This window comes from Streptomyces galbus, from assembly GCF_005280195.1.
Lineage (GTDB): Bacteria > Actinomycetota > Actinomycetes > Streptomycetales > Streptomycetaceae > Streptomyces > Streptomyces galbus.
Window position 1 is genome coordinate 71971 of record NZ_SZPR01000011.1, and the last position, 25328, is coordinate 97298.

Annotated in this window: 24 protein-coding genes and 1 pseudogene; 10 read left to right on the forward strand and 15 right to left on the reverse strand. The window is 73.7% G+C overall.

The genetic code is table 11. The features are described 5' to 3' along the window. The first annotated feature begins 6 nt into the window (after nucleotides 1-6). The 3 genes from E4U92_RS11380 to E4U92_RS11390 all read left to right on the forward strand — a co-directional run bounded on the left by E4U92_RS11380 (nucleotide 7) and on the right by E4U92_RS11390 (nucleotide 2550). Nucleotides 7-1008, forward strand: coding sequence for a Gfo/Idh/MocA family protein (locus E4U92_RS11380; RefSeq protein ID WP_137300219.1), 1002 nt, complete (start codon nucleotides 7-9; stop codon nucleotides 1006-1008). 33 nt (nucleotides 1009-1041) lie between these two features. After that, on the forward strand, nucleotides 1042-1650 hold the full coding sequence (locus E4U92_RS11385; RefSeq protein ID WP_137300220.1) for a TetR/AcrR family transcriptional regulator: 609 nt from the start codon (nucleotides 1042-1044) through the stop codon (nucleotides 1648-1650). A 168-nt stretch (nucleotides 1651-1818) separates the two neighbouring features. Next, nucleotides 1819-2550 carry a bifunctional DNA primase/polymerase gene (locus E4U92_RS11390; protein WP_137300221.1) on the forward strand — a complete coding sequence of 244 codons (732 nt, stop codon included), beginning with the start codon at nucleotides 1819-1821 and terminating at the stop codon, nucleotides 2548-2550. 30 nt (nucleotides 2551-2580) lie between these two features. On the opposite strand, the gene E4U92_RS11395 is transcribed toward E4U92_RS11390, so the two are convergent. The 4 genes from E4U92_RS11395 to efeO are packed head-to-tail and all read right to left on the reverse strand — an operon-like array spanning nucleotide 2581 to nucleotide 6882. Then, the gene (locus E4U92_RS11395) at nucleotides 2581-3588 is read right to left on the reverse strand and encodes an SCO2278 family lipoprotein (protein WP_137300222.1); all 1008 of its coding nucleotides are present in this window, start codon (nucleotides 3586-3588) and stop codon (nucleotides 2581-2583) included. After that, nucleotides 3536-4432 carry an iron uptake transporter permease EfeU gene (gene efeU / locus E4U92_RS11400; protein WP_137300223.1) on the reverse strand — a complete coding sequence of 299 codons (897 nt, stop codon included), beginning with the start codon at nucleotides 4430-4432 and terminating at the stop codon, nucleotides 3536-3538. Before efeU ends, E4U92_RS11395 begins: the two co-directional genes overlap by 53 nt. Nucleotides 4433-4435: 3 nt before the next feature. Then, a complete protein-coding gene (gene efeB, locus E4U92_RS11405) occupies nucleotides 4436-5725 on the reverse strand; it encodes an iron uptake transporter deferrochelatase/peroxidase subunit (protein WP_137300224.1) in 1290 nt (429 codons plus the stop codon). Between the two features lie 17 nt (nucleotides 5726-5742). Then, complete coding sequence (gene efeO / locus E4U92_RS11410; protein WP_137300225.1) at nucleotides 5743-6882, reverse strand: iron uptake system protein EfeO; 1140 nt, start codon at nucleotides 6880-6882, stop codon at nucleotides 5743-5745. Nucleotides 6883-7095: 213 nt separating this feature from the next. Between efeO and E4U92_RS11415 the strand changes: the two genes are divergently transcribed. Next, nucleotides 7096-7740 (forward strand): PhzF family phenazine biosynthesis protein, encoded by a 645-nt coding sequence (locus E4U92_RS11415; protein WP_137300501.1) that lies wholly within the window; start codon nucleotides 7096-7098, stop codon nucleotides 7738-7740. Between the two features lie 94 nt (nucleotides 7741-7834). After that, nucleotides 7835-8041 carry a hypothetical protein gene (locus E4U92_RS11420; RefSeq protein ID WP_137300226.1) on the forward strand — a complete coding sequence of 69 codons (207 nt, stop codon included), beginning with the start codon at nucleotides 7835-7837 and terminating at the stop codon, nucleotides 8039-8041. Between the two features lie 64 nt (nucleotides 8042-8105). Here E4U92_RS11420 and E4U92_RS11425 read toward each other — a convergent pair. Both E4U92_RS11425 and map read right to left on the reverse strand, forming a co-directional pair. Next, nucleotides 8106-8543 (reverse strand): annotated as a pseudogene (locus tag E4U92_RS11425) (biliverdin-producing heme oxygenase). 28 nt (nucleotides 8544-8571) lie between these two features. Beyond that, on the reverse strand, nucleotides 8572-9429 hold the full coding sequence (map, locus tag E4U92_RS11430; protein ID WP_137300227.1) for a type I methionyl aminopeptidase: 858 nt from the start codon (nucleotides 9427-9429) through the stop codon (nucleotides 8572-8574). Between the two features lie 57 nt (nucleotides 9430-9486). Between map and E4U92_RS11435 the strand changes: the two genes are divergently transcribed. Continuing rightward, nucleotides 9487-9720: a hypothetical protein gene (locus tag E4U92_RS11435; protein WP_137300228.1), complete on the forward strand. Its 234-nt coding sequence runs from the start codon at nucleotides 9487-9489 to the stop codon at nucleotides 9718-9720. Here the strand turns inward: E4U92_RS11435 and E4U92_RS11440 are convergent. Together E4U92_RS11440 and E4U92_RS11445 are read right to left on the reverse strand one after the other, a co-directional pair. After that, nucleotides 9717-11009: an MFS transporter gene (locus E4U92_RS11440; protein WP_229862317.1), complete on the reverse strand. Its 1293-nt coding sequence runs from the start codon at nucleotides 11007-11009 to the stop codon at nucleotides 9717-9719. The genes E4U92_RS11435 and E4U92_RS11440 overlap by 4 nt on opposite strands. Nucleotides 11010-11187: 178 nt before the next feature. Next, a complete protein-coding gene (locus E4U92_RS11445; protein ID WP_137300230.1) occupies nucleotides 11188-11787 on the reverse strand; it encodes a hypothetical protein in 600 nt (199 codons plus the stop codon). 99 nt (nucleotides 11788-11886) lie between these two features. Here E4U92_RS11445 and npdG point away from each other — a divergent pair, with 99 nt between their 5' ends. Together npdG and E4U92_RS11455 are read left to right on the forward strand one after the other, a co-directional pair. After that, complete coding sequence (gene npdG, locus E4U92_RS11450) at nucleotides 11887-12603, forward strand: NADPH-dependent F420 reductase (RefSeq protein ID WP_137300231.1); 717 nt, start codon at nucleotides 11887-11889, stop codon at nucleotides 12601-12603. A 63-nt stretch (nucleotides 12604-12666) separates the two neighbouring features. Beyond that, nucleotides 12667-12846 carry a hypothetical protein gene (locus tag E4U92_RS11455; RefSeq protein WP_137300232.1) on the forward strand — a complete coding sequence of 60 codons (180 nt, stop codon included), beginning with the start codon at nucleotides 12667-12669 and terminating at the stop codon, nucleotides 12844-12846. Nucleotides 12847-12880: 34 nt separating this feature from the next. On the opposite strand, the gene E4U92_RS11460 is transcribed toward E4U92_RS11455, so the two are convergent. Next, nucleotides 12881-13681 (reverse strand): site-2 protease family protein, encoded by an 801-nt coding sequence (locus E4U92_RS11460; protein WP_137300233.1) that lies wholly within the window; start codon nucleotides 13679-13681, stop codon nucleotides 12881-12883. Nucleotides 13682-13864: 183 nt separating this feature from the next. Here E4U92_RS11460 and E4U92_RS11465 point away from each other — a divergent pair, with 183 nt between their 5' ends. After that, complete coding sequence (locus tag E4U92_RS11465; protein WP_137300234.1) at nucleotides 13865-17239, forward strand: AfsR/SARP family transcriptional regulator; 3375 nt, start codon at nucleotides 13865-13867, stop codon at nucleotides 17237-17239. Between the two features lie 35 nt (nucleotides 17240-17274). Here the strand turns inward: E4U92_RS11465 and E4U92_RS11470 are convergent, their stop codons facing one another. From E4U92_RS11470 to E4U92_RS11495, 6 genes are all read right to left on the reverse strand, one after another. Then, nucleotides 17275-18093, reverse strand: a complete 819-nt coding sequence (locus E4U92_RS11470; RefSeq protein ID WP_137300235.1) for an ABC transporter permease — start codon at nucleotides 18091-18093, stop codon at nucleotides 17275-17277. Next, nucleotides 18090-19115: an ATP-binding cassette domain-containing protein gene (locus E4U92_RS11475; RefSeq protein WP_168218095.1), complete on the reverse strand. Its 1026-nt coding sequence runs from the start codon at nucleotides 19113-19115 to the stop codon at nucleotides 18090-18092. The genes E4U92_RS11470 and E4U92_RS11475 overlap by 4 nt, the downstream gene beginning before the upstream one ends. Before the next feature lie 95 nt (nucleotides 19116-19210). Then, nucleotides 19211-20422, reverse strand: coding sequence for an MFS transporter (locus E4U92_RS11480; RefSeq protein ID WP_137300237.1), 1212 nt, complete (start codon nucleotides 20420-20422; stop codon nucleotides 19211-19213). A 114-nt stretch (nucleotides 20423-20536) separates the two neighbouring features. Then, nucleotides 20537-21601 (reverse strand): endonuclease/exonuclease/phosphatase family protein, encoded by a 1065-nt coding sequence (locus tag E4U92_RS11485; RefSeq protein ID WP_137300238.1) that lies wholly within the window; start codon nucleotides 21599-21601, stop codon nucleotides 20537-20539. Nucleotides 21602-21777: 176 nt separating this feature from the next. Continuing rightward, nucleotides 21778-22347: a TetR/AcrR family transcriptional regulator gene (locus E4U92_RS11490; RefSeq protein ID WP_268253520.1), complete on the reverse strand. Its 570-nt coding sequence runs from the start codon at nucleotides 22345-22347 to the stop codon at nucleotides 21778-21780. A 151-nt stretch (nucleotides 22348-22498) separates the two neighbouring features. After that, nucleotides 22499-24088 carry an MFS transporter gene (locus tag E4U92_RS11495; protein ID WP_137300239.1) on the reverse strand — a complete coding sequence of 530 codons (1590 nt, stop codon included), beginning with the start codon at nucleotides 24086-24088 and terminating at the stop codon, nucleotides 22499-22501. Between the two features lie 189 nt (nucleotides 24089-24277). On the opposite strand from E4U92_RS11495, the gene panB reads away from it, so the two are divergent. Further along, nucleotides 24278-25153: a 3-methyl-2-oxobutanoate hydroxymethyltransferase gene (gene panB / locus E4U92_RS11500; RefSeq protein WP_137300240.1), complete on the forward strand. Its 876-nt coding sequence runs from the start codon at nucleotides 24278-24280 to the stop codon at nucleotides 25151-25153. The last annotated feature ends 175 nt before the right edge of the window (nucleotides 25154-25328 follow it).

Sequence of the window (25328 nt, forward strand, 5' to 3'; positions counted from 1 at the left end):
GCGGGCATGACGACGGACAGCGTGCGGTGGGGCATCCTGGCGACGGGCGGGATAGCCGCCGCCTTCACGGCGGACCTGATCGACCTGCCGGAGGCCGAGGTGGTGGCGGTCGCCTCGCGCAGCGAGGCCACGGCGCGGGCGTTCGCCGAGCGCTTCGGCATCCCGCGCGCCTACGGCGACTGGGCGTCCCTCGCCAAGGACGCGGACATCGATGTCGTCTACGTCGCCACCCCGCACGTCGCCCACCGGGCCGCCGCCGGGCTGTGCCTGGAGGCCGGGCGCAACGTGCTGTGCGAGAAGCCGTTCACGCTGAACGTCCGCGAGGCCGGGGAACTCGTCGACCTCGCCCGGCGCGAGGGGCGCTTCCTGATGGAGGCGATGTGGATGTACTGCAACCCCCTGGTCCGCCGCCTCAAGCAGCTCGTCGACGACGGTGCGATCGGCGAGGTGCGCACCGTGCAGGCCGACTTCGGCCTGGAGGGCCCCTTCCCGCCCGCGCACCGGCTGCGCGACCCCGCCCAGGGCGGCGGCGCGCTGCTCGACCTCGGCGTGTACCCGGTGTCCTTCGCCCAGCTCCTGCTCGGCGAGCCGGCCGGGATCGCCGCGCAGGCCGTGCTCTCCGACGAGGGCGTCGACCTGCAGACCGGCGCCGTCCTGTCCTGGGACTCCGGTGCGCTCGCCGCGCTGCACTGCTCCATCGACGGCGGTACCGGCACGACCGCGTCGGTCACCGGCACCCGCGGGCGGATCGACCTGCCCGCCGGCTTCTTCCACCCCGAGCGGTTCGTGCTGCACCGCACCGGGCGCGAACCGGAGGAGTTCCTCGCCGACCCGGCCCACGGCCCCCGTACGACGCTGCGCCACGAGGCGCGCGAGGTGATGCGGGCGGTCCGCGCGGGGGAGACCGAATCACCGCTGGTCCCGCTGGACGGCACCCTCGCGGTGATGCGCACCCTGGACACCGTGCGCGAGCGGATCGGGGTGCGCTACCCGGCCGAGGAGGCGTGAGGGAGCGCGCCGGGAGCGCGGTAGCGTCGGATCATGGTCAAGCGTCCCGACTCCCGCCGCCGCAGTGAGAAGTCCCGCCGCGCCATCTACGACGCGGCGCTCTCCCTGGTGGGCGAGGTCGGGTACCCGAGGACGACGGTCGAGGGGATCGCCGCCCGGGCCGGGGTCGGCAAGCAGACCATCTACCGCTGGTGGCCGTCCAAGGCGGACGTGCTGCTGGAGGCGTTCCTGGACCTGGGGGAGCGGGTCGCCGAGGAGGCGGGGCAGCAGCCGTACCGCATCCCCGACACCGGTGACCTCGCCGCCGACCTCAAGGCGGTGCTGCGGGCCACGGTCGACGAACTCCTCGACCCGCGCTTCGAGGCCCCCTCGCGCGCCCTGGCCGCCGAGGGACTGGTGAACGAGCAGCTCGGGCGCGAGTTCGTGGCCAAGCTCCTGGAGCCGCAGCTCCAGCTCTACGCCGAGCGGCTGCGCTCCGCCCAGGAGGCGGGCCAGGTCCGCGCCGACGTCGACCCGCGCATCGCGCTGGAGCTGTTCGTCTCCCCGCTCGCCCAGCGCTGGCTCCAGCACACCGGTGAGATCTCCCACACCTACACCGACACCCTCGTCGACTACGCCCTGCACGGACTCGCCCCCCGCTGACGCGCCCGCCCCCGCCCCCCGTGAGCCGGGCGGAGCATCCGGTGGCCGGTGTGCGCCCCCGCGTGCTCCTCGTCCCACCTGCCCCGATCCGGCCCCCCGGCCCCCCGCAGCGCCGGAAGGTGGGACCATGGGGCATGCTGTCCGCACAACAGCGAGGCGAGGGGACGGATGAGCGCGGAGTTCGGTGGCCGGACCGGCCTGCGGGGCACACTCTCCCGGTGGCTGCGGGGGAACGGCCCGCAGGAGGACGCCGGCGACGGCGGCCGTGAGGCCCTGCTGCTCGCCGCCGCCGGAGCGGGCCTGCCGCTCGCACCCGCCGCCCACCCCGCCGCCGGCTACCGGTGCTCCTGCGACCGCGTGGGCTGTCCCACCCCCGCCCGGCACCCGGTGTCCTTCGCCTGGCAGACGCAGTCCACCACCGACCGCACCCAGGTCGAGCGCTGGGCCCGCCACCAGCCGCAGGCCAACTTCATCACCGCCACCGGCATGACCCACGACGTCCTGGACGTGCCCGTGGAGGCCGGCCGCGAGGCCCTGGAGCGGCTGCTGGACTCCGGTGTGGAGGTCGGCCCGGTCGCCGAGAGCGACGACGGCCGGATGTACTTCTTCACCCTCACCCGCGGCACGCCCGAGGACGAGGACGAGTGGTGGCCCTGCGAGCTGGACTGCCACCCCGAGACCATGGACGAGCACCCCGGCCTGCGCTGGCACTGCCGGGGCTCCTACGTCCTCGTGCCGCCCTCCCGGCTCCCCGGTGACGACGGGCGGTCGGTGCACTGGGTCCGGGGCCCGGAGCACCCCCTGCCCGAGCCGCTGACCCTGCTGGAGTCCCTCACGGACGCCTGCGCCAAGTACGCGGGGCAGGACCAGTCGTCCTCCCCGTGGCCCCTGCGCCACTGAGGTCCCGGGCCCGCCGGGGACGGCCCCGCGTCACTCGCCCTTGGCGGAGGTGAGCCCCTCGACCCGGGCCAGCACCGAGACGCGACCGCCGGTGCCCGCCGGGTCCACGGCCACCTGGTTGGCCACGAACTCCATCGTCAGCGTCTGCTTGATCTCGCCCGTGGTCAGCGCCCGCACGTTCGCGTTCGGCGCCGGCACGCTCGCGCCCTGCGCCGCCGTCTGCTTCACGAAGTGGTGCGAGCTGAAGAACACCAGCGCGCCCCCGTCCGCCGTGCGCAGCGCCACCGGCGCGTAGTCGCCGTCGGTCAGCGGCTCGTCGACGTACTGCGTGGCGAGCCCGGGCCGGCTCGCGTTCTTCTGCCGCTGGGCGCGCAGCGCGCTGGTGTGCGTGCCGTCCGCGAAGGAACTCCCGCCGCTGCGGAGGTAGTCGGCGTAGCCCTTGCTGAGGGTGCCGGGCGCGGCGGCGAGCCCGCTCGCGTCGGCCGGGACCGCCTCGGCCCAGCCGTCCGCGTCCTTCTCGAACTCAGGCAGCGCGCCGGGCGCGACGAGCGTGAGGTACGTGGCCTGCCACCGCTCGGAGACGTCGTGGCGCTGGAACACCATCAGCCAGCGGGCCGAACCGCCCTTGTTGGCCTGCGCGTCGGCGACGAACCAGCGCGGCCAGCCGGCCTTCTTCGGGATCGTGTACCGCACGTCCGACAGCGCCAGCGGGGTGTGCTGCGGATTGCCCCCGGGGTGGTTGACGTGCCCGGCCTTCAGGCGGGCCGCGTCGATCACCTTGAGCGGGCCGGCGGTGTACGCGGCGTCGAGGGACGCGTCGTAGGCGGCGTCGGCCTTGTTGTACGCGGCGGTGAACTCCTCGACCGCGCGGGCCGCTTCGCCGCGCGTGCCGGCCGGGACCACCACGCGCTCCCCGTGGACGACCACGCAGCCGCTCGCGGTCAGCGAGACGGCGGTCAGCGAGGCCGCCAGGAGCGCGCCGCGCTCACGCCTGCTGGGTCCTGGACGGCCGGTCCTCGGGCCGCGCTCCCTGGTCATCCGGTGCGTCATCCGGTGTCTTCACCTTCCCCTTCCCGGAGGCGAACCCTACCGGGGCGAGGAACAGGGCGAGCGTCGGGACCAGGTACAGCAGCCACACCGTGACCTGGAGGACCGTGGGGTCGGCCTGGAAGTTGAACACACCCTTGAGCAGCGTGCCGTACCAGCTGTCCGGCGGGATCGCCCCGGTGATGTCGAAGGCCTGGTCGGTCAGCCCGGGCAGCCAGTCGGCCTCCTGCAGGTCGTGGAAGCCGTAGGCGAGGACGCCCGCCGCGACGACGACCAGCATGCCGCCGGTCCAGGTGAAGAACTTCGCCAGGTTGATGCGCAGCGCGCCGCGGTAGAACAGCCAGCCGAGGAGCACCGCGGTGGCCAGGCCCAGCGCCGCGCCGACCAGCGGGCGGGGGGTGCCGTCGCCGGCCGCGTGCACGGACGTCCAGATGAACAGGGCGGTCTCCAGGCCCTCCCGGCCCACCGCGAGGAACGCGGTCGCCACCAGCGCGCCCGTGCCCAGGGCGAGGGCCGCGTCCAGCTTGCCGTGCAGCTCCGCCTTCAGGTGCCGGGCGGTGCGCCGCATCCAGAACACCATCCACGTCACCAGGCCGACGGAGATGATCGACAGGGAGCCGCCGAGCGCCTCCTGCGCCTCGAACGTCAGCTCCTGGGAGCCGAACTCCAGGGCGCAGCCGAAGCCCAGCGCGATCACCACGGCGGTGCCGACGCCGAGCCAGATCGGCTTCAGGGCGTCCCGGCGTCCGGTCTTGACCAGGTAGGCGATGAGGATGCAGACGACGAGGCTGGCCTCCAGGCCCTCGCGCAGTCCGATCAGGTAGTTGGAGAACACGGGCTAGGCCTCCTTGGCGAACAGCGTGCGGCCCCACCAGTCGTCCTCGTCGCGGACGCCGGGCGGCACGGCGAAGACCGCCGAACCCACGTGCTGGATGTACTCGTTGAGGGCGTCGGTGGCGAGGTTGCGCTGGATGCGCACGAACCCCTCGCGCACGTCGCGCTGGTAGGCGAGGAAGAACAGGCCCGCGTCCAGCCGGCCCAGGCCGTCGGTGCCGTCGGTGAAGGAGTATCCGCGGCGCAGGATCGTCGCGCCGCCGTTGGAGTGGGGGTGCGCGAGCCGCACGTGCGCGTCGGGCTTCATCGCCTTCAGGAACGGCTCGTCGCGCTCCTTGGCCTTGCCGACGGGGGCGCCCTCGCCCTTGTCGCGGCCGAAGACGTCCTCCTGCTCCTGCAGCGAGGTGCGGTCCCAGGTCTCGATGTGCATGCGGATCCGGCGGGCCACCAGGTAGCTGCCGCCGGTCATCCAGCGGGGGCCGTCCTTCTCGCCGACCCACACGAACTTGTCGAGCCGGTCGGTCTCGGTGCCCGCGATGTTGCGGGTGCCGTCCTTGAAGCCCATCAGGTTGCGCGGGGTCTGCGCGCCGGGCGTGGTCGAGGAGGTCTTGCCGAAGCCGAGCTGCGACCAGCGGATGACGACCTTGCCCATGCCGATGCGGGCGAGGTTGCGGATGGCGTGCACGGCCACCTGCGGGTCGTCGGCGCAGGCCTGCACGCACAGGTCGCCGTTGCTGCGGTTCGCGTCGAGGGCGTCGCCGGCGAACTTCGGCAGGTCGATCAGCGCGTCCGGCCGCTGCCCGGCCAGGTCGAACTTGGTGAACAGCGACGGGCCGAAGCCGATCGTCAGCGTCAGCCGGGACGGCTTGAGGCCCAGCGCCTCGCCGGTGTCGTCCGGCGGGGCCTCGGCGAGACCGCCGTACGCGCCCTCGCCGACCGCCTTGCCGGCCGTCATCCGGCGGGCGGCCGCGGTCCAGTCCTTCAGAAGCTGGACGAACGCCGCGCGGTCCCCGGTGGTCACGTCGAACGCCGCGAAGTGCAGCCGGTCCTGCACGGGCGTGGAGATGCCCGCCTGGTGGACGCCGTGGAAGGGCACCGCGCCGCCGGCGTCGGCGCCCGCCGGGTCCACGTCGTTGCCGACGCGGGTCATGGCGACGGCGCCGCCGGCCGCGGCGGCACCGAGCGCGAGCCCCGCGCCGCCCCAGCCGATCAGCGAGCGCCGGGTGGGCGACTTGGCCGTCGAGTCGGTGCTGCGGGCGCTGCCGTTGCTGTCGGTGGTGTCGGTGTCCGTCATGTCAGTCGGGTTCCCCGTTACTTGGCGACGGCAGCGGCGAGCTTGGACAGCGGCTCGGCGAGCGCGTTGACCGCGTCCGAGAGCTGCTTGCGGTCGGCCTCGCCGACCTTGTCGTAGGAGACGAAGTCGTACGACGTCTTGTCCGCGCGGTACTTGTCCAGCAGCGTGTCCAGCGCGGCGAACTGCTGGTCCAGTTCGGTGGCCAGGGCCGCGTCGTTCTTGCGGGCGACCGGCTCGAGCAGGTCGTACGCCTTCTGCGCGCCCTCGACGTTGGCCTTGAAGTCGACCAGGTCGGTGTGCGAGAAGGTCTCCTCCTCACCGGTGACCTTGCCGGTGGCGACCTCGTCCAGCAGCTCCTTGGCGCCGTTGGCCATGGAGGTGGGCGTGATCTCGGCGGTGCCGACCCGCTTCTGCCAGTCCGTCAGGTCGGTGACGAGCTGGTCGGCGAGGACCTTGTCGGCGGCGCTGACGGTGCCGTTCTTCCAGAGCGCCTTCTCCAGCGTGTGCCAGCCGGTCCACTTCTGCCCGGCCTCCAGGTCGGCCTCGCGCAGGTCGACCTTGGGGTCGATGTCGCCGAAGGACTCCGCGACCGGCTCGGTGCGCTCCCAGCCGATGCGCGAGGGCGCGTACGCCTTCTTCGCGGCGGCGACGTCCCCGGCCTTCACGGCCGTCACGAACGCCTGCACCTTCGGCAGCGTCTCGTCGGCCTGCTGCTGCGCGTACTGGCGGTAGGCGGCCACGGCCCGGTCCAGGCGCGGGTCGCGCTGGGCGGTGCTGCCGCCGGTGACCTTGAGGGTCTGGCGGATGCCCTTGCCCTTCATGCCGGGCTTGCAGGCGATCTGGTACTCGCCGGCCTTCACCTCGGCGGTGACCCGCTGCTTGGTGCCCGGGCCGATGTTCTCCCGCTCGGTGACGACGCGGTCGTCGGGGAAGAGGACGTAGACCTCGGTGACCTTGGAGCCCTTGTTCTCGATGGAGAGTTCGACGTGGCCGGCGGAGATCTCCTTGACGGAGGTGTCGCACTTGTCGTCGGTCGCCGTGACGGAGATCACGCGGTCGCCGTCGGCGGCGTCGCTCTTCTCGGTGCAGCCGGTGACGGCGGTCAGGGCCGCCGCCACGGAGACGGCGGTGACGACGGACACTCTGGCGGCTCGCATGCGGGCTCCCGGCCTGGCAGGTTCGGATTGGTGAGGCTCGCCTAAGTTATCTGAGGCTTACCTGTGCCGTACCCCCATGGGCCGTGATTCCTCTCTCATAGACGCTGTAAAGGCACGAGCCGATCACGGCAGGCCAAATCGCACCCCATGCGATGGTCAAGGGAGATTCAAGGAATCTATGGGTGCTTCAATGCGCGGGTGACTGACTACGACGTGCCCGCCTACGACGTGCTCCGCGTCTTCTGCGCGCCGAACGGCGGCTACGGCAACGAACTGGGCGTGGTCCGCGAGGGCTCGGCGCTGCCGGGGCAGGCGGAACGCCAGGCGCTCGCCGGGAAGCTCGGGTTCAGCGAGACGGTGTTCGTGGACGACCCCGAGCGCGGGATCGTCGACATCTACACGCCCACCCTGCGCCTGCCCTTCGCCGGCCACCCCTGCGTCGGCGCGGCCTGGCTGCTCGACGTGCCGGAACTCATCACCCCGGCCGGGGTGGTGGGCGCCCGGCAGGACGGCGAGTTCTGCTGGATCGAGGCGCGCGCCGAATGGGCCCCGCCGCGCACCCTGCGCCGGTACGCCACCGCCGCCGAGGTCGACGACCTCGCCGTCCCGCCGCCCGGCGAGTGGATCTACGCCTGGGCCTGGGAGGACGAGCCGGCGGGCCGGGTCCGGGCCCGCGCGTTCCCCGGCCGCGGCGACGGCATCGAGGAGGACGAGGCCACGGGCGCGGCGGCGCTGCTGCTCACCGACCGGCTGGGCCGCGCCCTGAACATCACCCAGGGCGCCGGATCGCAGATCCTGACGGCCCCCCAGCCGGGCGGCTGGGTGGAGATCGGCGGACGGGTGTACCTGGAGCGCTGAGCGTCGCGCGTTCGGGTGGAACAGCGTGTGGGGGTGGCCGCCGCCGGGGAACCGATGGCCCTGACCAGTCACCCCTCCCGAACAGAGGAGACCCATGCGCATTCGTTCGGCTCTCGCCGCCGTCGTCCTGACCGCCGCCCTGACCGCCGTGAGCGCGGCGACGGCCTCCGCCGCCGACCACGAGCAGCGCGGCGGCTCCGAGGACGGCAGGACCTGCAGCACGTACCTCTACTACATCGACACCGTCACGGCCGACCTCGGCGGTGCCGGCACGAACTGCGGCGACCTCTTCTTCGCCTGAGCCGCACCGGTGCCCCGGACCGCGCCCCGCTGCCGTGGGCGCGGTCCGGGGCACCCGCACGTCGTCACCCCGGCAGGGCGCACTCCTCGCCCAGTTCCCGCAGGACCGCCGTGTTCAGCGCGAACGCCCGCCGGCACTCGGCCACCATCCGCTGCCGCTCGGCCCGTCGGCGCCCACCTCGTCCGGCAGCCGCCGGTAGTCCGCTTGAACGCGGCGCTCAGTGACGCGCGCCAGCCGGGACCCCGCAGTGCGCCAGGTCCCGCTCCAGCGCCGGGAGCCGGAACAGCTCCGGGCGCACGAAGGACCCGGCCACCGGGTCGGACACCAGGCGCCCGGCCGGCGCCTCCAGCGCCTCGTGGACGAACCACAACTGCTCGGTGCAGCGGGCGTACGCGCCCACGTCGAGGCGCCCGCCCAGCAGGTGGGCCAGGAACGCCGAGGCTTCCGCCTCCGCGTGCTGGTGCCGGGTGGCGGTGCGCAGGAGCGCGGCGAGGGAGTCCATCGGGGCGTCCTCCGGTGCGGGCCCGGCGCTACGGCAGCGTCAGGATGTCCGCGCCCGTCTCCGTGACCACCAGGGTGTGCTCGAACTGGGCCGTGCGCCTGCGGTCCTTGGTGACGACCGTCCAGCCGTCGTCCCACATCTCGTACTCGTGGGTGCCGAGCGTCAGCATCGGCTCGATCGTGAACGTCATCCCCGGCTGCATCACCGTCGTCGCGTGCGGGCTGTCGTAGTGCGGGATGATCAGGCCCGAGTGGAACGACGAGTTGATGCCGTGCCCGGTGAAGTCCCGCACCACGCCGTAGCCGAAGCGCTTGGCGTACGACTCGATGACGCGGCCGATGACGTTGATCTGCCGGCCCGGCCGGACCGCCTTGATCGCGCGGTTCAGCGACTCCCGGGTGCGCTCCACGAGCAGCCGTGACTCCTCGTCGACGTCACCGACCAGGTAGGTGGCGTTGTTGTCGCCGTGCACCCCGCCGATGTACGCGGTGACGTCCAGGTTGACGATGTCGCCGTCGCGCAGCACCGTCGAGTCCGGGATGCCGTGGCAGATGACCTCGTTGACGCTGGTGCACAGCGACTTGGGGAAGCCGCGGTAGCCGAGCGTGGACGGGTAGGCGCCGTGGTCGCACAGGTACTCGTGCGCCACCCGGTCCAGTTCGTCGGTGGTGACGCCGGGCGCGATGATCCTCGCGGCCTCGGCCATCGCCCGCGCGGCGATCCGCCCGGCGGTGCGCATCGCCTCCACGATCTCGGGAGTCTGCACCTCAGGGCCCGTGTACGGCGTCGGCGCGGGCTTGCCGACGTACTCGGGGCGGCGGATGTTTCCGGGCACGGTACGGGTGGGGGACAGCTCCCCTGGGACGAGCAGCGACTGGCCAGACATGGAGCGAGTCTAACGAGCGGGCATCGGGGAACATGTCGGAGGCGAGAGGAGCTGGTCATGGCCCTGTTCAAGAAGCGCACGGTCGGCAAGCCGGGCGAGTGGTACTACTGCCTGGAGCACCACAAGGTGGAGGAGGGGCCCGACTGCCCCGCCAAGGACCGCTTCGGTCCGTACACCTCCCGGCAGGAGGCGGAGCACGCGATGCAGACGGCCCGCGAACGCAACCTCGAGTGGGAGAACGACCCGCGCTGGCACGACGCCACCGCGGGCGGCACGAAGGACGACGACTAGGGCGAACCCTGGGCGTCCCCGGCGGCGTGTGCCGCCGGGGCGCGTCCCTCCCGCATGCGGCGGGCGTGCTCGTTGGTGCGCTCGTCGTAGGACATCAGCGCCGGCAGGCACAGCGCGAGCAGGCCCACCGCCCCCGCGCACAGCACCCCGCCCGACCACACGGACGCGCGCACGCCCCACCGCGCGGCGAACGCGCCGCTGCGGACCTGGCCGAGGGTCGGCCCCACCGAGTACGACAGCAGCTCGATGCCGGCCAGCCGCCCGCGCAGCTCGTCCGGGATGGTCTGGTTCCACATGGCGCCCCGGAAGACGCCGCTGACCATGTCGCAGCCGCCGGCGACGGTCAGGCACAGCAGCACCAGCCAGACGTCGTGCACGAGTCCCGCACCGGCGACGGCCAGCCCCCACAGCGCGGCGGACAGCACCACCATCCGGCCGTGCCGGTGGACGCGTGAGACCCAGCCGCTGGTCAGGCTCACCACCAGCGCCCCGGCGGGCACCGCCGCGTACATCAGGCCGAGCGACCACTCGGCGTCCAGCTCGTCCGCCAGGAACGGCAGCACGGCCAGCGGCATGGCCAGGAACATCGCGGCGAGGTCCACGGCGTAGGTGCCGAGCAGCTCCTTGCGGCTCCAGGCGTACCGGGCGCCCTCGGCGATGGCCCGCAGGGAGGGCCTGCCCGCCGCGTGCGAGGCGGGCGAGGGCGCGATGCGCACGACCAGGACCACGGACACCACGAAGGTCAGCAGGTCCGCGCCGTAGGCCCAGCCGAGGCCGGCGTAGGCCACGACGACCCCGGCGACGGCCGGTCCGGCGACCCCGCCGACCGTCCAGCGCAGGGAGTTCAGCGCGGCCGCGGCCGGCAGGTGGTCGTGGGCGACGATCCGCGGCCACAGGGAGTCCAGCGCGGGCCGCTGCACCGAGACCAGCGCGGAGGACAGGGCGGCGACCACGTACAGCGGCCACACGGCGGGCTCCGGCAGCAGCGCGTTGAGCAGCAGCCCGGCCGACAGCAGCCCCTGGCCCGCCTCGGTCCGCACGATCAGCTTGCGCTTGTCCAGCGCGTCGGCGAGGGCACCGCCGTACAGCCCGAACACCAGCAGCGGCACCAGCTCGACGGCGCCGATCGCCCCGACGGCCGCGGCGGACCCGGTCAGCTCCTTGATCTGCACGGGCAGCGCGACGAACGTCAGGAAGCTGCCGAACCCCGACACCAGCCCCGACACCCACAGCCGCCGGAAGTCCCGCGAGGCCCGCCAGGGAGCCAGGTCCGGCAGCACGGACCGCAGGCCCTTTGCAGGGGCGGCAGGGGCGGCGGGGGCGCCGGGCGGCTCGGGAGCGGCGGGGGGCGGGGATACGGGTGCTGCGTCGGTCACGAGATGCCATGGTCCGGCCCGCCGTGACCTCCGGCAAACGTTTTTCCCGGCCGGCGCGCCCGTCGACCCCCTCCAGGCGCGGCCGGTCGTCTCACCAGGGCGAGGGCGGGGGCTCCGTCAGGGACTCCGCCAGGCGGGACAGGGCGTCGCGGAAGCGGCGGCGGCCCCGCGGGCGCGGGACGGCGTTCTCCCCGGCCGCCGCGCTCACCAGGTGCTGCACGGTGTCCAGGTCCAGCTCCGCGCCCTCGGGAACGGGCAGCACCTCGTGGGCCAGCGCGGGCAGCTCCCCGTCCCCGGCCCCGAGCGCCAGCACCGTCACCCCGCCCCGCCGGGCCCCGGCCACCCGCTCGAGCAGCGCCGCGTCCTCCCGCTCCGCCACCACCAGCAGCGTCTCGCCCCGCCGGGCCGCCTCGATCCGCCCCAGGCCGACCGCCAGGTGCGCCGGGTCCGAAGGGCGCGCGTCGTGCCGCACCAGCGTCGGCGCCAGCTCCGGCGTGCCCGACCAGGCCGCCTCGTCCACCAGGTGCGCCGCCAGGTGCCACGGCTCGTACGCGGCCGTCCCCACCAGCAGCAGCCCGCCCCCGTGCGCCACCACCGAGCCGCGCAGCGCCCCGGCGAACCTCCGCGTCGCCCCCAGCCACTCGGTCCCGGCGAGCACTTCGCGCAGCAGCGCGACCCGTACGGCGTCCATGACCCCGCATCCTGGCCCGGCGGCGGGGCCCGCGCGGGGCGTTCGCGGCGGATTCCCCCGACCGGGCGACCAGGACCCGGCCCCACGTACAGTCGGCCCATGACCTCTTCCGACAGTGCACAGGCTGCCCCCCAGAAGGCCCCCGCCAAGGACCCGTGGGACCTGCCCGACGTCTCCGGCCTCGTCGTCGGCGTGCTCGGCGGCACCGGGCCGCAGGGCAAGGGCCTCGCGTACCGCCTCGCCAAGGCCGGCCAGAAGGTGATCATCGGCTCGCGCGCCGCCGACCGCGCGCGGACCGCCGCCGAGGAGCTCGGTCACGGCGTCGAGGGCGCCGACAACGCCGAGTGCGCCCGGCGCAGCGACGTCGTGATCGTCGCCGTGCCGTGGGAGGGCCACGGCGACACCCTCGCGTCCCTGCGCGAGGACCTCGCGGGCAAGCTCGTCGTGGACTGCGTCAACCCGCTCGGCTTCGACAAGAAGGGCGCCTACGCCCTCCGGCCCGAGGAGGGCAGCGCCGCCGAGCAGGCCGCCGCCCTGCTGCCGGACTCCCGCGTCACGGCCGCCTTCCACCACCTGTCCGCGGTGCTGCTGCAGGACCCGTCGATCGAGGAGATCGACACCGACGTGATGGTGCTCGGCGAGGAGCGCGCCGACGTGGAGACCGTGCAGGCGCTGGCCGGGCGCATCCCCGGCATGCGCGGCGTCTTCGCCGGCCGGCTGCGCAACGCCCACCAGGTGGAGTCCCTGGTCGCCAACCTGATCTCCGTCAACCGCCGCTACAAGGCGCACGCCGGGCTGCGCGTCACCGACGTGTGAGCCGTGCGGGGCGATGGGGGACACTGGTCGGCGAAGCAGTGTCCCCCACAAGGAGCCAGCCCCATGCCCCGCCTCGCCCTCTACGCCCTCGTGGTCTGCGTCCTCGCCGTCGCCGCCGCGGTCGTCTCCTTCGTCCAGGGCAACTGGCTGGGCATCGTGTGGGTGCTGCTGGCGGGCCTGTCGTCCAACATGACCTGGTACTACCTCAAGCGCGACAAGGTCAGGAAGTCCGTCGCGGGCTGAGGCGCCGGGCCGGGGGACCGGCCCGGGCCGGCGGTCAGGAGACCGCGGCGCAGAAGTCGCTGGTGCCCTGCCAGAAGCGGTACAGGTCCTCGCCGCAGTACCGCTCGACGTCCCCGACGCCCAGGGCGTCCAGCACCGCGTAGATCGCGTCGAAGAACACGCCGTTGACCGACGGCACCATCAGCAGCGCGAACACGAACAGCAGCCCGAACGGCGCGAACGGCTCCACCTGCCGCCGCACCCCGTACGACAGCCACGGCTCGATCACGCCGTAGCCGTCCAGGCCCGGCACCGGCAGGAAGTTCAGGATCGCGGCCGTCACCTGGAGCAGCGCGAGGAAGGCGAGGGCGAAACGGAAGTCGGCCGGCACCCCGTCCAGCGCGTCCAGCCAGAACGGGGCCGTGCACACCAGCGCGAACACCACGTTCGTCAGGGGGCCGGCCGCCGAGATCAAACTGTGCTTCCAGCGCCCCTGGATCCGCCCGCGCTCGATGAACACCGCGCCGCCGGGCAGGCCGATCCCGCCCATGATCACGAAGATCACCGGCAGCACGATGCTCAGCACCGCGTGCGTGTACTTCAGCGGATTGAGCGTCAGGTAGCCCTTGGCGCCCACGGTGATGTCCCCGCCGTGCAGCGCGGTGCGCGCGTGCGCGTACTCGTGCAGGCACAGCGAGACGATCCAGGCCGCCGTCACGAACAGGAACACGGCGACGCCGGGCTGCGCGGCGAACCCGGTCCAGGTCGCCCAGCCCGTGACGGCGGTGACGGCCGCGATCCCGAGGAAGACGGGACTGATCCGCCGGTCGCTGCGACGGGTGGTGACGGTGGTCATGGAAGCGGGCTCCTGGTGAGACGGGTCCGTACGGGTCTTCGGCCTGCCCGACCGTACCGGGCGCACACGGAAAACGTCTCGCGGTGGGCCGCCGGTTCCCGCAGGGTGATCCACGGCCCGGGCAGCGGCACCCCCCCCCGCTCCCCGTGACCCGTCCCCCTACCACCGCAGAGACCGGAGAGAATGAACCCCGTGCGCTACCGCATCCTCGGCACCGCCCAGGCAACCCGCCCCGACGGCACCCCCGTCGCGGTCGGCGGGACACGGTTGCGTGCCCTGCTGACCGTGCTCGCGCTGCGGGCCGGCCGGGCCGTGCCCGCGGGCCTGCTGGTCGAGGAGGTGTGGGCCGGTGACCCGCCCGCCGACGCCCCGGGCGCCCTCCAGGCGCTGGTCGGCCGGCTGCGCCGGGCCCTCGGTGCCGGGGCGGTCGCCTCCGTCGACGGCGGCTACCGGCTCACCGCCGCCCCCGACGACGTCGACCTGCACCGCTTCGAGCGGCTGACCGCCGACGGCCTGGGCGCCCTGGCCGACGGCGACCCCGCCAAGGCCGCCGCCCTCCTCGACGACGCCCTCGCCCTGTGGCAGGGCCCGGTCCTCGCCGACCTGCCCGACCGCACCGCCGAGGCCGCCCGTCTCGGCGTCCGCCGGCTGGACGTCCTGCGCGCCCGCCACACCGCCGCGCTGGCCCTCGGACAGGCCGAGCAGGCCCTGCCCGAGCTGACCGCGCTGTGCGACGCCCACCCGCTGGACGAGCCCCTGCAGGGCCTGCGCCTGCGCGCCCTGCGCGACGCGGGCCGCACCGCCGAGGCGCTGGCCGCCTACGCGGACGTACGCCGGCTGCTCGCCGACCGCCTGGGCTCGGACCCGGGGCCGGAACTGCGCGCCCTGCACGCCGAGCTGCTCGACCCGCAGGACCGTTCCGCCGCCGCGCCGCCGCCCGGCGGACCGGGGCCCGCCGCACCGCCCGCCTCCGCAGGTCCGCGCGCGGGGTCTTCCCGGCCCGCGGCCCCCCAGGCGCCGGCCGCGCCGTCCGAGGGCGCCGCGCCGGCCCCCGCCGTCGGCAACCTGCGGGCGCGGCTGACCTCGTTCGTCGGCCGGGAGAGCGACATCGACGCCATCCGGGACGACCTCACCGGCGCCCGGCTCGTCACGCTGCTCGGACCCGGCGGGGCGGGCAAGACCCGGCTGTCGCAGGAGGCCGCCGAGCGGGTCAGGGACGCGGCGCCGGACGGGGTCTGGCTGGCCGAACTGGCCCCGGTGGACCTGCCCGAGGCCGTGCCGCAGGCCGTGCTGACCGCCGTGGGTGCCCGCGAGACCGTGCTGTACGGCGCCGGCGCCGAGGAGATGCGGGCCGTCGCCGATCGCCACGACGACCCCCTCGACCGGCTGGTCGAGCACTGCGGCCGGCGCCGGATGCTGATCATCCTCGACAACTGCGAGCACGTCGTCGGGGCCGCCGCCCGGCTCGCCGAGGAACTCCTCGCCCGCTGTCCCCGGTTGACGCTGCTCGCCACCAGCCGCGAACCCCTCGGCGTGCCCGGGGAGGTGCTGCGCCCCGTGGAGCCGCTGCCCGAGCCGGTCGCGCTGCGGCTGCTCGCCGAACGCGGGGCCGCCGCCCGCCCCGGCTTCCGCACCGCCGACGACCCCGAGGCCTGCGCGGAGATCTGCCGGCGCCTCGACGGCCTGCCCCTGGCCATCGAACTGGCCGCCGCCCGGCTGCGGATGATGACGCCCCGCCAGCTCGCCGACCGCCTCGACGACCGCTTCCGCCTGCTCACCTCCGGCAGCCGCACCGTGCTGCCCCGCCAGCAGACCCTGCGCGCGGTCGTCGACTGGTCCTGGGACCTGCTCGACGCGGGCGAGCGCGAGGTGCTGGGCCGGCTGTCGGTCTTCGCGGGCGGCTGCGACCTGGCCGCCGCCGAGGCGGTGTGCGGCCCGCACGCGCTGGAGACACTGGGCTCGCTGGTCGACAAGTCCCTCGTCGTGGCGGGCCCCTCGGCCGACGGCGAGATGCGCTACCGGCTCCTGGAGACCGTCGCCGAGTACGCCGGCGAACGCCTCGACGAGACCGGTGGGCGCGCCGCCGCCGAGCGTGCCCACCTCACGTACTACCGCGAACTCGCCCGCACCACCGAGCCGTTGCTGCGCGGCGCGCAACAGCGCACCGCCATCGCCCGGTTCGAGCTGGAGTACGACAACCTGCGCACCGCGCTGCGCCGCGCCGTCGCCGACCGCGACGAACAGGAGGCGCTGTACCTCACGCTGTCGCTGACCGGGTACTGGGGGATGCGCGACCTGCGCCTGGAGACGCGCATCTGGTGCCGCGAGACGATGGCGCTGGGCCCCGACCCGTTCACCGAGCCGGTCCGCCGGGCCGCCCCGGTGTGGCGCCGGGTCACCGACGACCCGCCCCCGCTGTCCGGCGAGGAGTTGCTGGAGGCGCGGCGCGGTGTCCACCTCGCCCACCTGGCCTGCATGGACACCGAACTGGACGCCTGGCAGAACCCGCGGGCGCAGGCCAAGCTGCGCGCGATCGCCGGCGCCTACGGGCCCGGCCTGCCGCAGACCTGCCGGCTGCCGGGCGCGCTGTGGTTCTACGCGGTGATGCTGACCGGTGACATGGAGCGGCTGCGCGAGCTGATCGACGCCAACGTCCGCACCTGCCGGGAGACTCCCGGCTTCGAGTGGGAGCTGGCCTTCTGCCTGCAGTGGCGGGGCAACATCCTCGCCAACCGCACCGACTGGGCCGGCGACGCCGCCCAGGACGCCGAGGAGGCGCTGGGGATCTTCCGCCGCCTCGGCGACACCTGGGGCACCGCGGAGGCGCTGTCCGTGCGCGCCGAGGCGTACGAGCGCGGCGGCGCCTACCGGGAGGCCGCGGCGGCCTTCGAGGAGGCCAGGGAGCAGGCCGAGGTGCTCGGTGCCCGCGCCCAGGTGGCGGTGCTCTCCGCGCGGCTGGGCAGCGTCCTGCTGGAGGCGGGGGAGGACGAGCGCGGCGAGCGCCTGCTGCGCGAGGTGATCGACCGGGGGGACGGCGCCGCCAACGAGGCGATGCCGGCGGCCCGGCTCTTCCTCGCCGGCCGGCTCGGCGTGACCGGCCGCATCGCCGAGGCCCGCGAACAACTGCGCCTGCTGCGCGAGGAGTTCGCCATCGCCCACTTCGCGGTGTTCGACGCGTTCATCCTGGGGGCGCAGGCGTGGCTGGACGCGCTGGACGGCTGCCACGAGCAGGCCCTGACGACGGTCCGGCGGGCCCTGGAACAGGCCGGCGACCCGCTCGCGCAGGTGATCGCCCCGCACATGCGCTGCGTGTACCTGACCGTCGCGGCCGTCGCCCTGGCCGGCCTGGACGGGGGCGCCCGCGCGCACGACGGCGTCCGGCTGCTCGCCGTCGCGGACGCGCTGCTGCCGTCCGGGCACATCCGCTCCAGCATGGAGCGCGCCAGCCACGAACTGGCCGTGCAGCGGCTGCGGGACGCACTGGGGGAGACGACGTACGCCCGCGCCTACGCCGAGGGCGGCGGCCTCTCCTTCGAGGAGGCCGCCGCCCTGCTGTGACGTCCACGGGCCGGACCCGGGGTCCGTGCACCGGGTCAGTTCTTCGTGCGGAACTTGTGGATGGCCACCGGCGCCATCACCGCGGTGAGCCCCACCGACCAGGCCAGCGTCACCCACAGGTCGTGCGCGACGGGGCCGCCGAGCATCAGGCCGCGCGCGGTGTCGGCGAGCGCGGACAGCGGGTTGTAGTCGGTGAAGTTCTGCAGCCAGCCCGGCATCGAGGCGGTCGGCGCGAAGATCGAGGAGCCGAACTGCAGCGGCATCAGCACCAGGAAGCCCATCGCCTGCACCGACTGGGCGCTCTTCATCACCACGCCCAGGGTGAGGAACACCCACATCAGCGCCGAGCCGAACACCGCGGACAGCCCGATGGACGCGAGCATCCCGGTCCAGTGGGTGATGTCGAAGCCGACCAGCACCGCCACGATCATCAGCACCACGGTGGCGAACAGCATCCGCAGCAGCTCGACGGCGATCTTGGCGACGAGCACCGAGCCGCGTCCGATGGGCAGCGAGCGGAACCGGTCCATGACACCGGAGTTGAAGTCGGTGTTGAAGCCGGTGCCCACGCCCTGGGCCATGTTCATCCCCATCATGGCCATCAGGCCGGGCACCACGTACTGCACGTACTGGTCCTGCCCGCCGCCCATCGACGCCCCGATGGAGCCGCCGAAGACGTACACGAACAGCAGGGTGAAGATCACCGGGAAGAGGATGGCGTCGAACATCGACTCCGGGTCCTGGCGGATCCACAGCAGGTTGCGGCGGATCAGCGCCCCGGTGTGGCGCAGGTGGGCGCGCAGCGGGATGGGGGCGTCCCCGGCGGCCGTGGGGGTCAGGGTGGCGGCGCTCATACGGCGACCTCCTCGCGGTCGTCGGCGGGACGGGCGTCCTGCGGGGCACTGGCGCGGTGGCCGGTGAGGGACAGGAACACCTCGTCGAGGCTGGGCAGTTCGGTGACGACGGAGGACAGCGTGATGCCGCGCGCGGTGACCGCGCCGATGACGGCGGTGAGCTGTTCGTCGCTGAGGACGGGCACGAGCACGGAGCCGCGCTCGGCGTCCACGGTGGTGGTGGCCAGGCCGGTGATGCCGAGCTCGTCGAGCGCGCGGGCCAGCGGCCGCAGGTGCGCGGGGTCGGCGGGCCGCACCCGCAGGGTCCGGCCGCCCACGCGGGCCTTCAGCTCCTCGATCCCGCCGCCCGCGATGACCTTGCCGCGGTCGACGACGGTCAGCTCGGAGGCGAGCTGCTCGGCCTCCTCCATGTACTGGGTGGTCAGCAGCACGGTGACGCCGTCGCCGACCATCGCCTTGACCTCGTCCCACACCTCGTTGCGGGTGCGGGGGTCCAGGCCGGTGGTGGGCTCGTCCAGGTAGAGCACGGCGGGCCGGCCGATCATGGAGGCGGCCAGGTCCAGGCGCCGCCGCATGCCGCCGGAGTACGTCCCGACCGGCCGGCGCGCGGCCTCGGTCAGCGAGAACCGCTCCAGCAGCTCGTCGGCCCGGGCCCGGGTGTCCTTGCGGGACAGGTCGAGCAGCCGGCCGATGAGGTACAGGTTCTCCCAGCCGGACAGCTTCTCGTCGACGGAGGCGTACTGCCCGGTGAGGCCGATGACCCGGCGCAGCTGCCGGGGCTGCCGTACGACGTCGTAGCCGGCGACGGTGGCACGGCCGGCGTCGGGGGCCAGCAGGGTGGACAGGATGCGCACGAGGGTGGTCTTGCCGGCGCCGTTGGGTCCGAGCACGCCCATCACGGTGCCCTCGCGCACGTCCAGGTCGACGCCGTCGAGGGCCTTGGTGTCGCCGTAGTGCTTCACCAGCCCCCGCACGGTCACGGCGCTTCCTGCGCCGGCGGGTTCGTTGTCGATTCGCGTCATGACCGCAACGGTGCCAGCGGCGACCGACATCCCACCGACAGGACGCCGACAGCCGGGCCCGCCCGCCGACAGGACGCCGACAGCCGCCCTCCGCGCTACTCGGCCGGCGCCAGCTCCTCGTGCGGGACGTGGGCCGCCACCAGCCGGCCGCGGCCCGGGGTGCGGCCGCGGTCCACCGCGTAGGCCGCGGCGGCGACGGCCAGGCCGAGGACCGCGAGGGCGGCGCCCGCGACCGCCGGGGACGTCACGCCGAAGCCGGCCGCGAGGGCGAGGCCGCCGATCCAGGCGCCGCCGGCGTTGGCGAGGTTGAAGGCCGCCTGGTTGGCGGAGGAGGCCAGCGAGGGCGCCGCGGACGCCTTCTCCATGACCATGAGCTGCAGCGGCGAGCCGGTGACGAACGCGGCCACGCCCAGCAGCACCACCGCGAGGGCCGCGCTCCAGGGCGCCGACATCAGCAGCGGGAACAGCGCCAGCACCGCCGCCAGGGCCGTGAGGCCGCCGAACAGCGTGCCGCGCAGGGACACGTCCGCGAGCCGCCCGCCGAGCAGGTTGCCGATGGTCGCGCCGACCCCGAACAGCGCCAGCAGCAGCGTCACGCTCCCGTCGGCGTACCCGGCGGCGTCGGTCAGCATCGGCGTGATGTAGCTGTACGCCGAGAACAGCGCGCCGAACCCGGCGACGGTCGTGCCCAGCGCCAGCCACACCGGCAGCGAGCGCAGGGCGGCCAGCTCACCGCGCAGGCCGGTGACCGGGGCGGGCGCGTGGTCGTGGGGGATGAGCGCGGCGAGCGCCGCGATGGCGGCCAGGCCGATCGCGCTCACGCCGAGGAACGTCGCCCGCCAGCCGAGGTGCTGGCCCATGAGCGTGGCCACCGGCACGCCCGCGATGTTGGCGACGGTGAGCCCGAGGAACATCAGCGACACCGACCGCGCCTTGCGCTCCGGCGCGACCATCGTGGTCGCCACGACCGCGCCGACGCCGAAGAAGGCGCCGTGCGGCAGCCCGCTGAGGAAGCGGGCGGCGAGCAGGGAGTCGTAGCCGGGCGCGACGGCGGACAGCGCGTTGCCGGCCACGAACAGGACCATCAGGGAGATCAGCACGGTCCGGCGGGAGGTGCGCGCGGTCAGCGCCGCGAGCAGCGGGGCGCCGACGACGACGCCGAGCGCGTACGCGGAGACCAGGTGCCCGGCGGTGGGCAGGGAGACGTGCAGATCGGCCGCGACGTCGGGCAGCAGGCCCATCATCACGAATTCGGTGGTGCCGATGCCGAAGGCACCCACGGCGAGGGCGAGCAGGGCCAGGGGCATGACGGGGTGGACCTTTCAGGAGAGCGAGCGGACGGCCATCGTATGTTCAATGGCGGAACAAACTCTCCCCGGCCGAGTATTCCGGCTGGTGAAGTCCCGGTTACGCAGCGGCTCTCACGAGCCGGATGTGGTCACCTTCACACGCGCCGCCACCGGCAGGTGGTCGCTTCCCGTGCGCGGCAGCGTCCACGACGCCTCCGGCTCCACCCCGCTCACCATGATCTGGTCGATGCGCGCCATCGGGAACGACGCCGGCCAGCTGAACCCGAACCCGCTGCCGGCCGCGCCCTGCGTCGAACGCATCTGCGAGGTCACCGCGTTGAGGGCGCGGTCGTTCATGGTGCCGTTCAGGTCGCCCAGCAGGATCTTGCGGGGCAGCGCCTCGTCCGCGATCGCCTCGCCCAGCGCGTCCGCGCTCTTGTCGCGCTGCCGGGCCGTGAACCCGGCCTCCATCTTCACGCGCACCGACGGCAGATGGGCCACGAACACCGCCACCGGCCCCTCCGGCGTCGCCACGGTCGCCCGCATCGCGCGCGTCCAGCCGAGCTTGATGTCGACCGCCTTGACGCCGCTGAGCGGGTACTTGCTCCACAGCCCGACCGTGCCGACCACCTGGTGGTGCGGGTACGTCGGGGCGAGCGCCTTCTCGTACGTGGGCACCGCGGACGCCTTCAGCTCCTCCAGGGCCAGCACGTCCGCGCCGGACGCGGCCACGTCCCGCGCGGTGCGGGCGGGGTCGGGGTTGTCGGCGTTGACGTTGTGCGTGGCCACCATCAGCTCGCCGCCGGAGCCGGTCTTGTCGGTCAGCAGTCCGCCGAAGAGGTTCAGCCACACCACCGCGGGCAGCACCACCGCGATCAGCGCGGTGGCCGACCTGCGCACCAGCGCGCCCACCAGCAGCACCGGCACGGCCAGGCCCAGCCAGGGCAGGAACGTCTCGGTGAGGCTGCCGAGGTTGCCGTAGCGGTTCGGGATGCGCGCGTGCGCCACCATGACCAGGGACAGCGCGAGCGCCAGCGCCGTGAGCACCAGGCCGCGCCGCCAGATCCGCCGGTCGCCGCGCCAGCCGTCGAGGAAGCGGCGCACGCGTTGTCCGAGCAGGCGCCGGAGCCGGGTTCCCCGACGCTCGGGACCCGAGCCGCCGTTGTCCGTCTCCGTCAAGTACGCCTGCTGCGCCATACCGTCGCCTCACTGCCTGCCGTGCACACCGTACGTCCCCCCGGGGTACGACCCTAGGGGATGATCGGCTCTGTCCCTGCCGTCCGGGACGGCCGTACGGGCACGAGGACGAACAGGCCGGTGTCAGGGGTTCCGGATGGGGCGGAGGACAAACCGTCTGTGACGGAATCCGCACATTACGGCCGGGGCGCGGGCGAACTGACGGGCCGTAGGCCGTCGAGCACCAGATCGACCACCCGGGCCGCGAGGTCCTCGGAGAGGTCGGCCTCGGGGCGCAGCACCACCCGCATCAGCATGGGACCCACGACGACGTCGTGCAGCAGTTCGAGGTCCAGGTCGGCGCGCAGTTCGCCGTTCTCCTGGCCCCGGCGCAGCACCTCGACGGCCTTCTGGCGGCGGGGCGCGATGACGAGCTTGTCGTAGGCCGCCCAGATCCGGGGGCTGGACTTCATCTGGGCGTGCACGGTGCGCAGCAGGGCGGAGGACTGGTTGGCGACCCCGCGGCGGCGGAACGAGTCGAGCAGCACGACCAGGTCGTCGCGCAGGCACGTGCCGGGCAGCTCGGGCTCCTCGGGCTCGTAGGCCCGCAGGACGTCGACGAACAGCTCCTCCTTGCCGCTCCAGCGCCGGTAGATCGCGGCCTTGCCGACGCCGGCGGTGCGGGCGATGCGCTCGATGGACACCTCGGCGAGCGGGACGCCCTCCTCCAGGAGTCGCATGGTCCCCTCGATGATGGCGCGTTCCACGGCCTCACTGCGGGGACGGCCCCTGGCCCCTGCCGTCACGTTCACTCCCGTCCCTTCCTCGTCGCGCACGCGCGCCCATTGTCACCCGGCGGGCGCGGGCGGCGGCAGGACGGGCCCCCGCCGCCCGCCCCGCCGCCGCACCTGCGCCGTCCTACGACTCGGCCCGCGCCAGCTCCGGCTCCGCGCCCTCCTTCTCGGCCGGGGGCCTGCCCGGCAGGAACGCCGCCACGACCACCGCACCGATCAGCGCCACGCCCGCGCCCCAGAACGCCGTGACGTGCATCGCGTGCAGGAACGCGTCGTTGGCCGGGCCGACCAGCCCCTCGCCCCGGGCACCGAGCTTCGCGGCGACGCCCAGCGTGGCCTCGATGGACTCGCCCGCCGCGTCCCGCGCCCCGGCCGGCAGCAGGCCCAGGTGGCCCTCGATGCCGTTGCGGTAGGACGTCGACAGCACCGAGCCGAGCACGGCGATGCCGAGCGCGCCGCCGACCTGCCGGAAGGTGTTGCTGAGCGCGGAGGCCGAGCCGGCCTTCTCCCGCGGCAGCGCCTGCATGATGACCACGCTGGTCGGCGTCATGATGTGCGCCATCCCGGCGCCCATGAAGAAGAACACGACCTCCAGCCACCAGATCGGCGTGTCCGCGTCCAGCGTGCCGAACAGCGCCAGCGTCGCCGTGATGACCAGCATGCCCGCGGTGGTCGTGGCCCGGTTGCCGAACCGGTCGACCACCAGCCGGGCCCGCGGCGCGAAGATCATCTGCGCGGCGGCCAGCGGCAGCATCAGCAGGCCCGTCTGCAGCGGCGAGTAGCCGCGCACGCTCTGGGTGTAGAACACCGAGAAGAAGGTCACGCCCATCAGGGCGAAGAACACCAGCGCGATGGCGGCGATCGCGGCCGAGAACACCTTGTTCTCGAAGTACGTCACGTCGATGGACGGGTGGTCGCTGCGCTTCTCGAACACCACGAACGCCGCCAGGACCACCAGGCCCCCGCCGATCGTCGACAGCACGACCGGGTCGGTGAAGTCGGCCAGCTCGCCGCCCTTGATGATGCCGTAGACCAGCAGCACCAGGCCGACCACCGAGAGCACCACGCCCACCGGGTCGGTCCGGCCGGGGTTCGGGTCGCGGGAGTCCGGCACCAGCCAGACCATCAGCGCGATCGCGAGCACCACGATCGGCACGTTGATGAGGAAGACCGAGCCCCACCAGAAGTGGTCGAGCAGCACCCCGCCGGTGATCGGCCCGATGGCGATGGCCAGGCCCACCCCGCCCGCCCAGATGCCGATGGCCTTGGGCTGCTCCTCGCGCTCGAAGACGTTCATCAGGACGGCCAGCGTGGCCGGCATGACGAACGCGGCGCCGAGCGCCATCAGCGCCCGGAAGGCGATGAGCTGCGCCGGCGAGCCCGACTCGGCGGCCAGCGCCGACCCGATGCCGAACACCGCGAGACCGCCGAGCAGCACCTTCTTGCGGCCGATCCGGTCACCGAGCAGACCGGCGGAGAACAGCAGGCCCGCGAAGACCAGGGTGTAGGAGTTGATCGCCCATTCGAGCTCGCTCTGCGAGGCGCCGAGGCCCGTGGGGGCCGGAGTCGAGATCGTCTTGATGGCGACGTTGAGGATCGAGTTGTCGAGCACCACGATCAGCAGGCTCAGCATCAGCACGCCGAGGATCGCCCAACGGCGCCGGTGCACGGCCTCCGGGATCCGCTCGGCCGCGGGAGCGGCAGGAGAAGTCATGTGACGAGCCTACTGGAATTCCGATACGGCACCGTCTCGTATCGAAAGGATTTACCCAGCTCTTACCCGCTCGGGTCTTCCCCGAGCTTCTCCGGACCCCCTCTGGCCCCGCGTGGCACGAGGTGCCACCATGGGAGTGGTCCGGGGACGCCGTCAGGGCGCCTCGAGATGACGTTAGGAGCCGTTGCCATGACGCAGCTTTCGGCTGCCCAGAGCACACCCCAGCAGTCCTCCGACGGCAGCAGGGCGCTGTACGGGGGCAAGAGCACGCGACGCATCACCGTCCGCGACATCGGCCTCGCCAAGGAGCGCGGCGAGAAGTGGCCCATGCTCACCGCCTACGACGCGATGACCGCGTCCGTCTTCGACGAGGCCGGCATCCCGGTGATCCTCGTCGGCGACTCGGCGGGCAACTGCCACCTGGGCTACGAGACCACCGTGCCCGTCACCCTCGACCAGATGACCATGCTGGCCGCGGCCGTCGTCCGCGGCACCCGGCGCTCCCTGATCGTCGGCGACCTGCCCTTCGGGTCCTACCAGGAAGGCCCGGTGCAGGCGCTGCGCTCGGCGACCCGGCTGGTCAAGGAGGCCGGGGTGGGCGCCGTGAAGCTGGAGGGCGGCGAGCGCTCGCACGAGCAGATCCGCCTGCTGGTGGAGTCCGGCATCCCGGTCATGGCCCACATCGGCCTGACCCCGCAGTCCGTCCACGCCATGGGCTACCGCGTCCAGGGCCGCGGCGAGGAGGCGGCCCAGCAGCTCCTGCGCGACGCCAAGGCCGTCCAGGACGCCGGCGCCTTCGCGGTCGTCCTCGAACTGGTCCCGGCCGAGCTGGCCGCCGAGGTCACGCGCGTCCTGCACATCCCGACCGTGGGCATCGGCGCCGGCCCCGAGACCGACGCCCAGGTCCTCGTCTGGACCGACATGCTCGGCCTGACCCCGGGCCGGGTGCCGAAGTTCGTCAAGCAGTACGCCGACCTGCGCGAGGTCATGACCGGAGCGGTCCGCGCCTTCGCCGACGACGTGGTCGGCGGCACGTTCCCCCAGGACGAGCACTCCGTCCACTAGCCACCGCGGCACACCGAAACAGCCCGCCGATCTTCCCCCGTCGGCGGGCTGTTTCGTGCACGTGCGAGCGGCGTGCGGCGCACCGGCCTCGGGGGCGCGGGGCTGTGTCGCTCTGCGGCTCCTCCGCGTGGGCGCGACCGGCCCCCACGACGCCGCAGCCGACAGACAGTCCCCG

What these genes read in the sequence shown, in the direction of transcription:
- E4U92_RS11465 (WP_137300234.1), top strand. Translation starts at nt 13,865, where the DNA reads ATGAACCCCGTGCGCTACCGCATCCTCGGCACCGCCCAGGCAACCCGC.
- E4U92_RS11480 (WP_137300237.1), bottom strand. Translation starts at nt 20,422, where the DNA reads ATGCCCCTGGCCCTGCTCGCCCTCGCCGTGGGTGCCTTCGGCATCGGC.
- E4U92_RS11475 (WP_168218095.1), bottom strand. Translation starts at nt 19,115, where the DNA reads ATGACGCGAATCGACAACGAACCCGCCGGCGCAGGAAGCGCCGTGACC.
- E4U92_RS11435 (WP_137300228.1), top strand. Translation starts at nt 9,487, where the DNA reads ATGGCCCTGTTCAAGAAGCGCACGGTCGGCAAGCCGGGCGAGTGGTAC.
- E4U92_RS11395 (WP_137300222.1), bottom strand. Translation starts at nt 3,588, where the DNA reads ATGACCAGGGAGCGCGGCCCGAGGACCGGCCGTCCAGGACCCAGCAGG.
- E4U92_RS11485 (WP_137300238.1), bottom strand. Translation starts at nt 21,601, where the DNA reads ATGGCGCAGCAGGCGTACTTGACGGAGACGGACAACGGCGGCTCGGGT.
- efeO (WP_137300225.1), bottom strand. Translation starts at nt 6,882, where the DNA reads ATGCGAGCCGCCAGAGTGTCCGTCGTCACCGCCGTCTCCGTGGCGGCG.
- E4U92_RS11455 (WP_137300232.1), top strand. Translation starts at nt 12,667, where the DNA reads ATGCCCCGCCTCGCCCTCTACGCCCTCGTGGTCTGCGTCCTCGCCGTC.
- E4U92_RS11460 (WP_137300233.1), bottom strand. Translation starts at nt 13,681, where the DNA reads ATGACCACCGTCACCACCCGTCGCAGCGACCGGCGGATCAGTCCCGTC.
- E4U92_RS11445 (WP_137300230.1), bottom strand. Translation starts at nt 11,787, where the DNA reads ATGGACGCCGTACGGGTCGCGCTGCTGCGCGAAGTGCTCGCCGGGACC.
- E4U92_RS11495 (WP_137300239.1), bottom strand. Translation starts at nt 24,088, where the DNA reads ATGACTTCTCCTGCCGCTCCCGCGGCCGAGCGGATCCCGGAGGCCGTG.
- E4U92_RS11380 (WP_137300219.1), top strand. Translation starts at nt 7, where the DNA reads ATGACGACGGACAGCGTGCGGTGGGGCATCCTGGCGACGGGCGGGATA.
- E4U92_RS11470 (WP_137300235.1), bottom strand. Translation starts at nt 18,093, where the DNA reads ATGAGCGCCGCCACCCTGACCCCCACGGCCGCCGGGGACGCCCCCATC.
- npdG (WP_137300231.1), top strand. Translation starts at nt 11,887, where the DNA reads ATGACCTCTTCCGACAGTGCACAGGCTGCCCCCCAGAAGGCCCCCGCC.
- E4U92_RS11385 (WP_137300220.1), top strand. Translation starts at nt 1,042, where the DNA reads ATGGTCAAGCGTCCCGACTCCCGCCGCCGCAGTGAGAAGTCCCGCCGC.
- E4U92_RS11420 (WP_137300226.1), top strand. Translation starts at nt 7,835, where the DNA reads ATGCGCATTCGTTCGGCTCTCGCCGCCGTCGTCCTGACCGCCGCCCTG.
- panB (WP_137300240.1), top strand. Translation starts at nt 24,278, where the DNA reads ATGACGCAGCTTTCGGCTGCCCAGAGCACACCCCAGCAGTCCTCCGAC.
- efeB (WP_137300224.1), bottom strand. Translation starts at nt 5,725, where the DNA reads ATGACGGACACCGACACCACCGACAGCAACGGCAGCGCCCGCAGCACC.
- E4U92_RS11390 (WP_137300221.1), top strand. Translation starts at nt 1,819, where the DNA reads ATGAGCGCGGAGTTCGGTGGCCGGACCGGCCTGCGGGGCACACTCTCC.
- map (WP_137300227.1), bottom strand. Translation starts at nt 9,429, where the DNA reads ATGTCTGGCCAGTCGCTGCTCGTCCCAGGGGAGCTGTCCCCCACCCGT.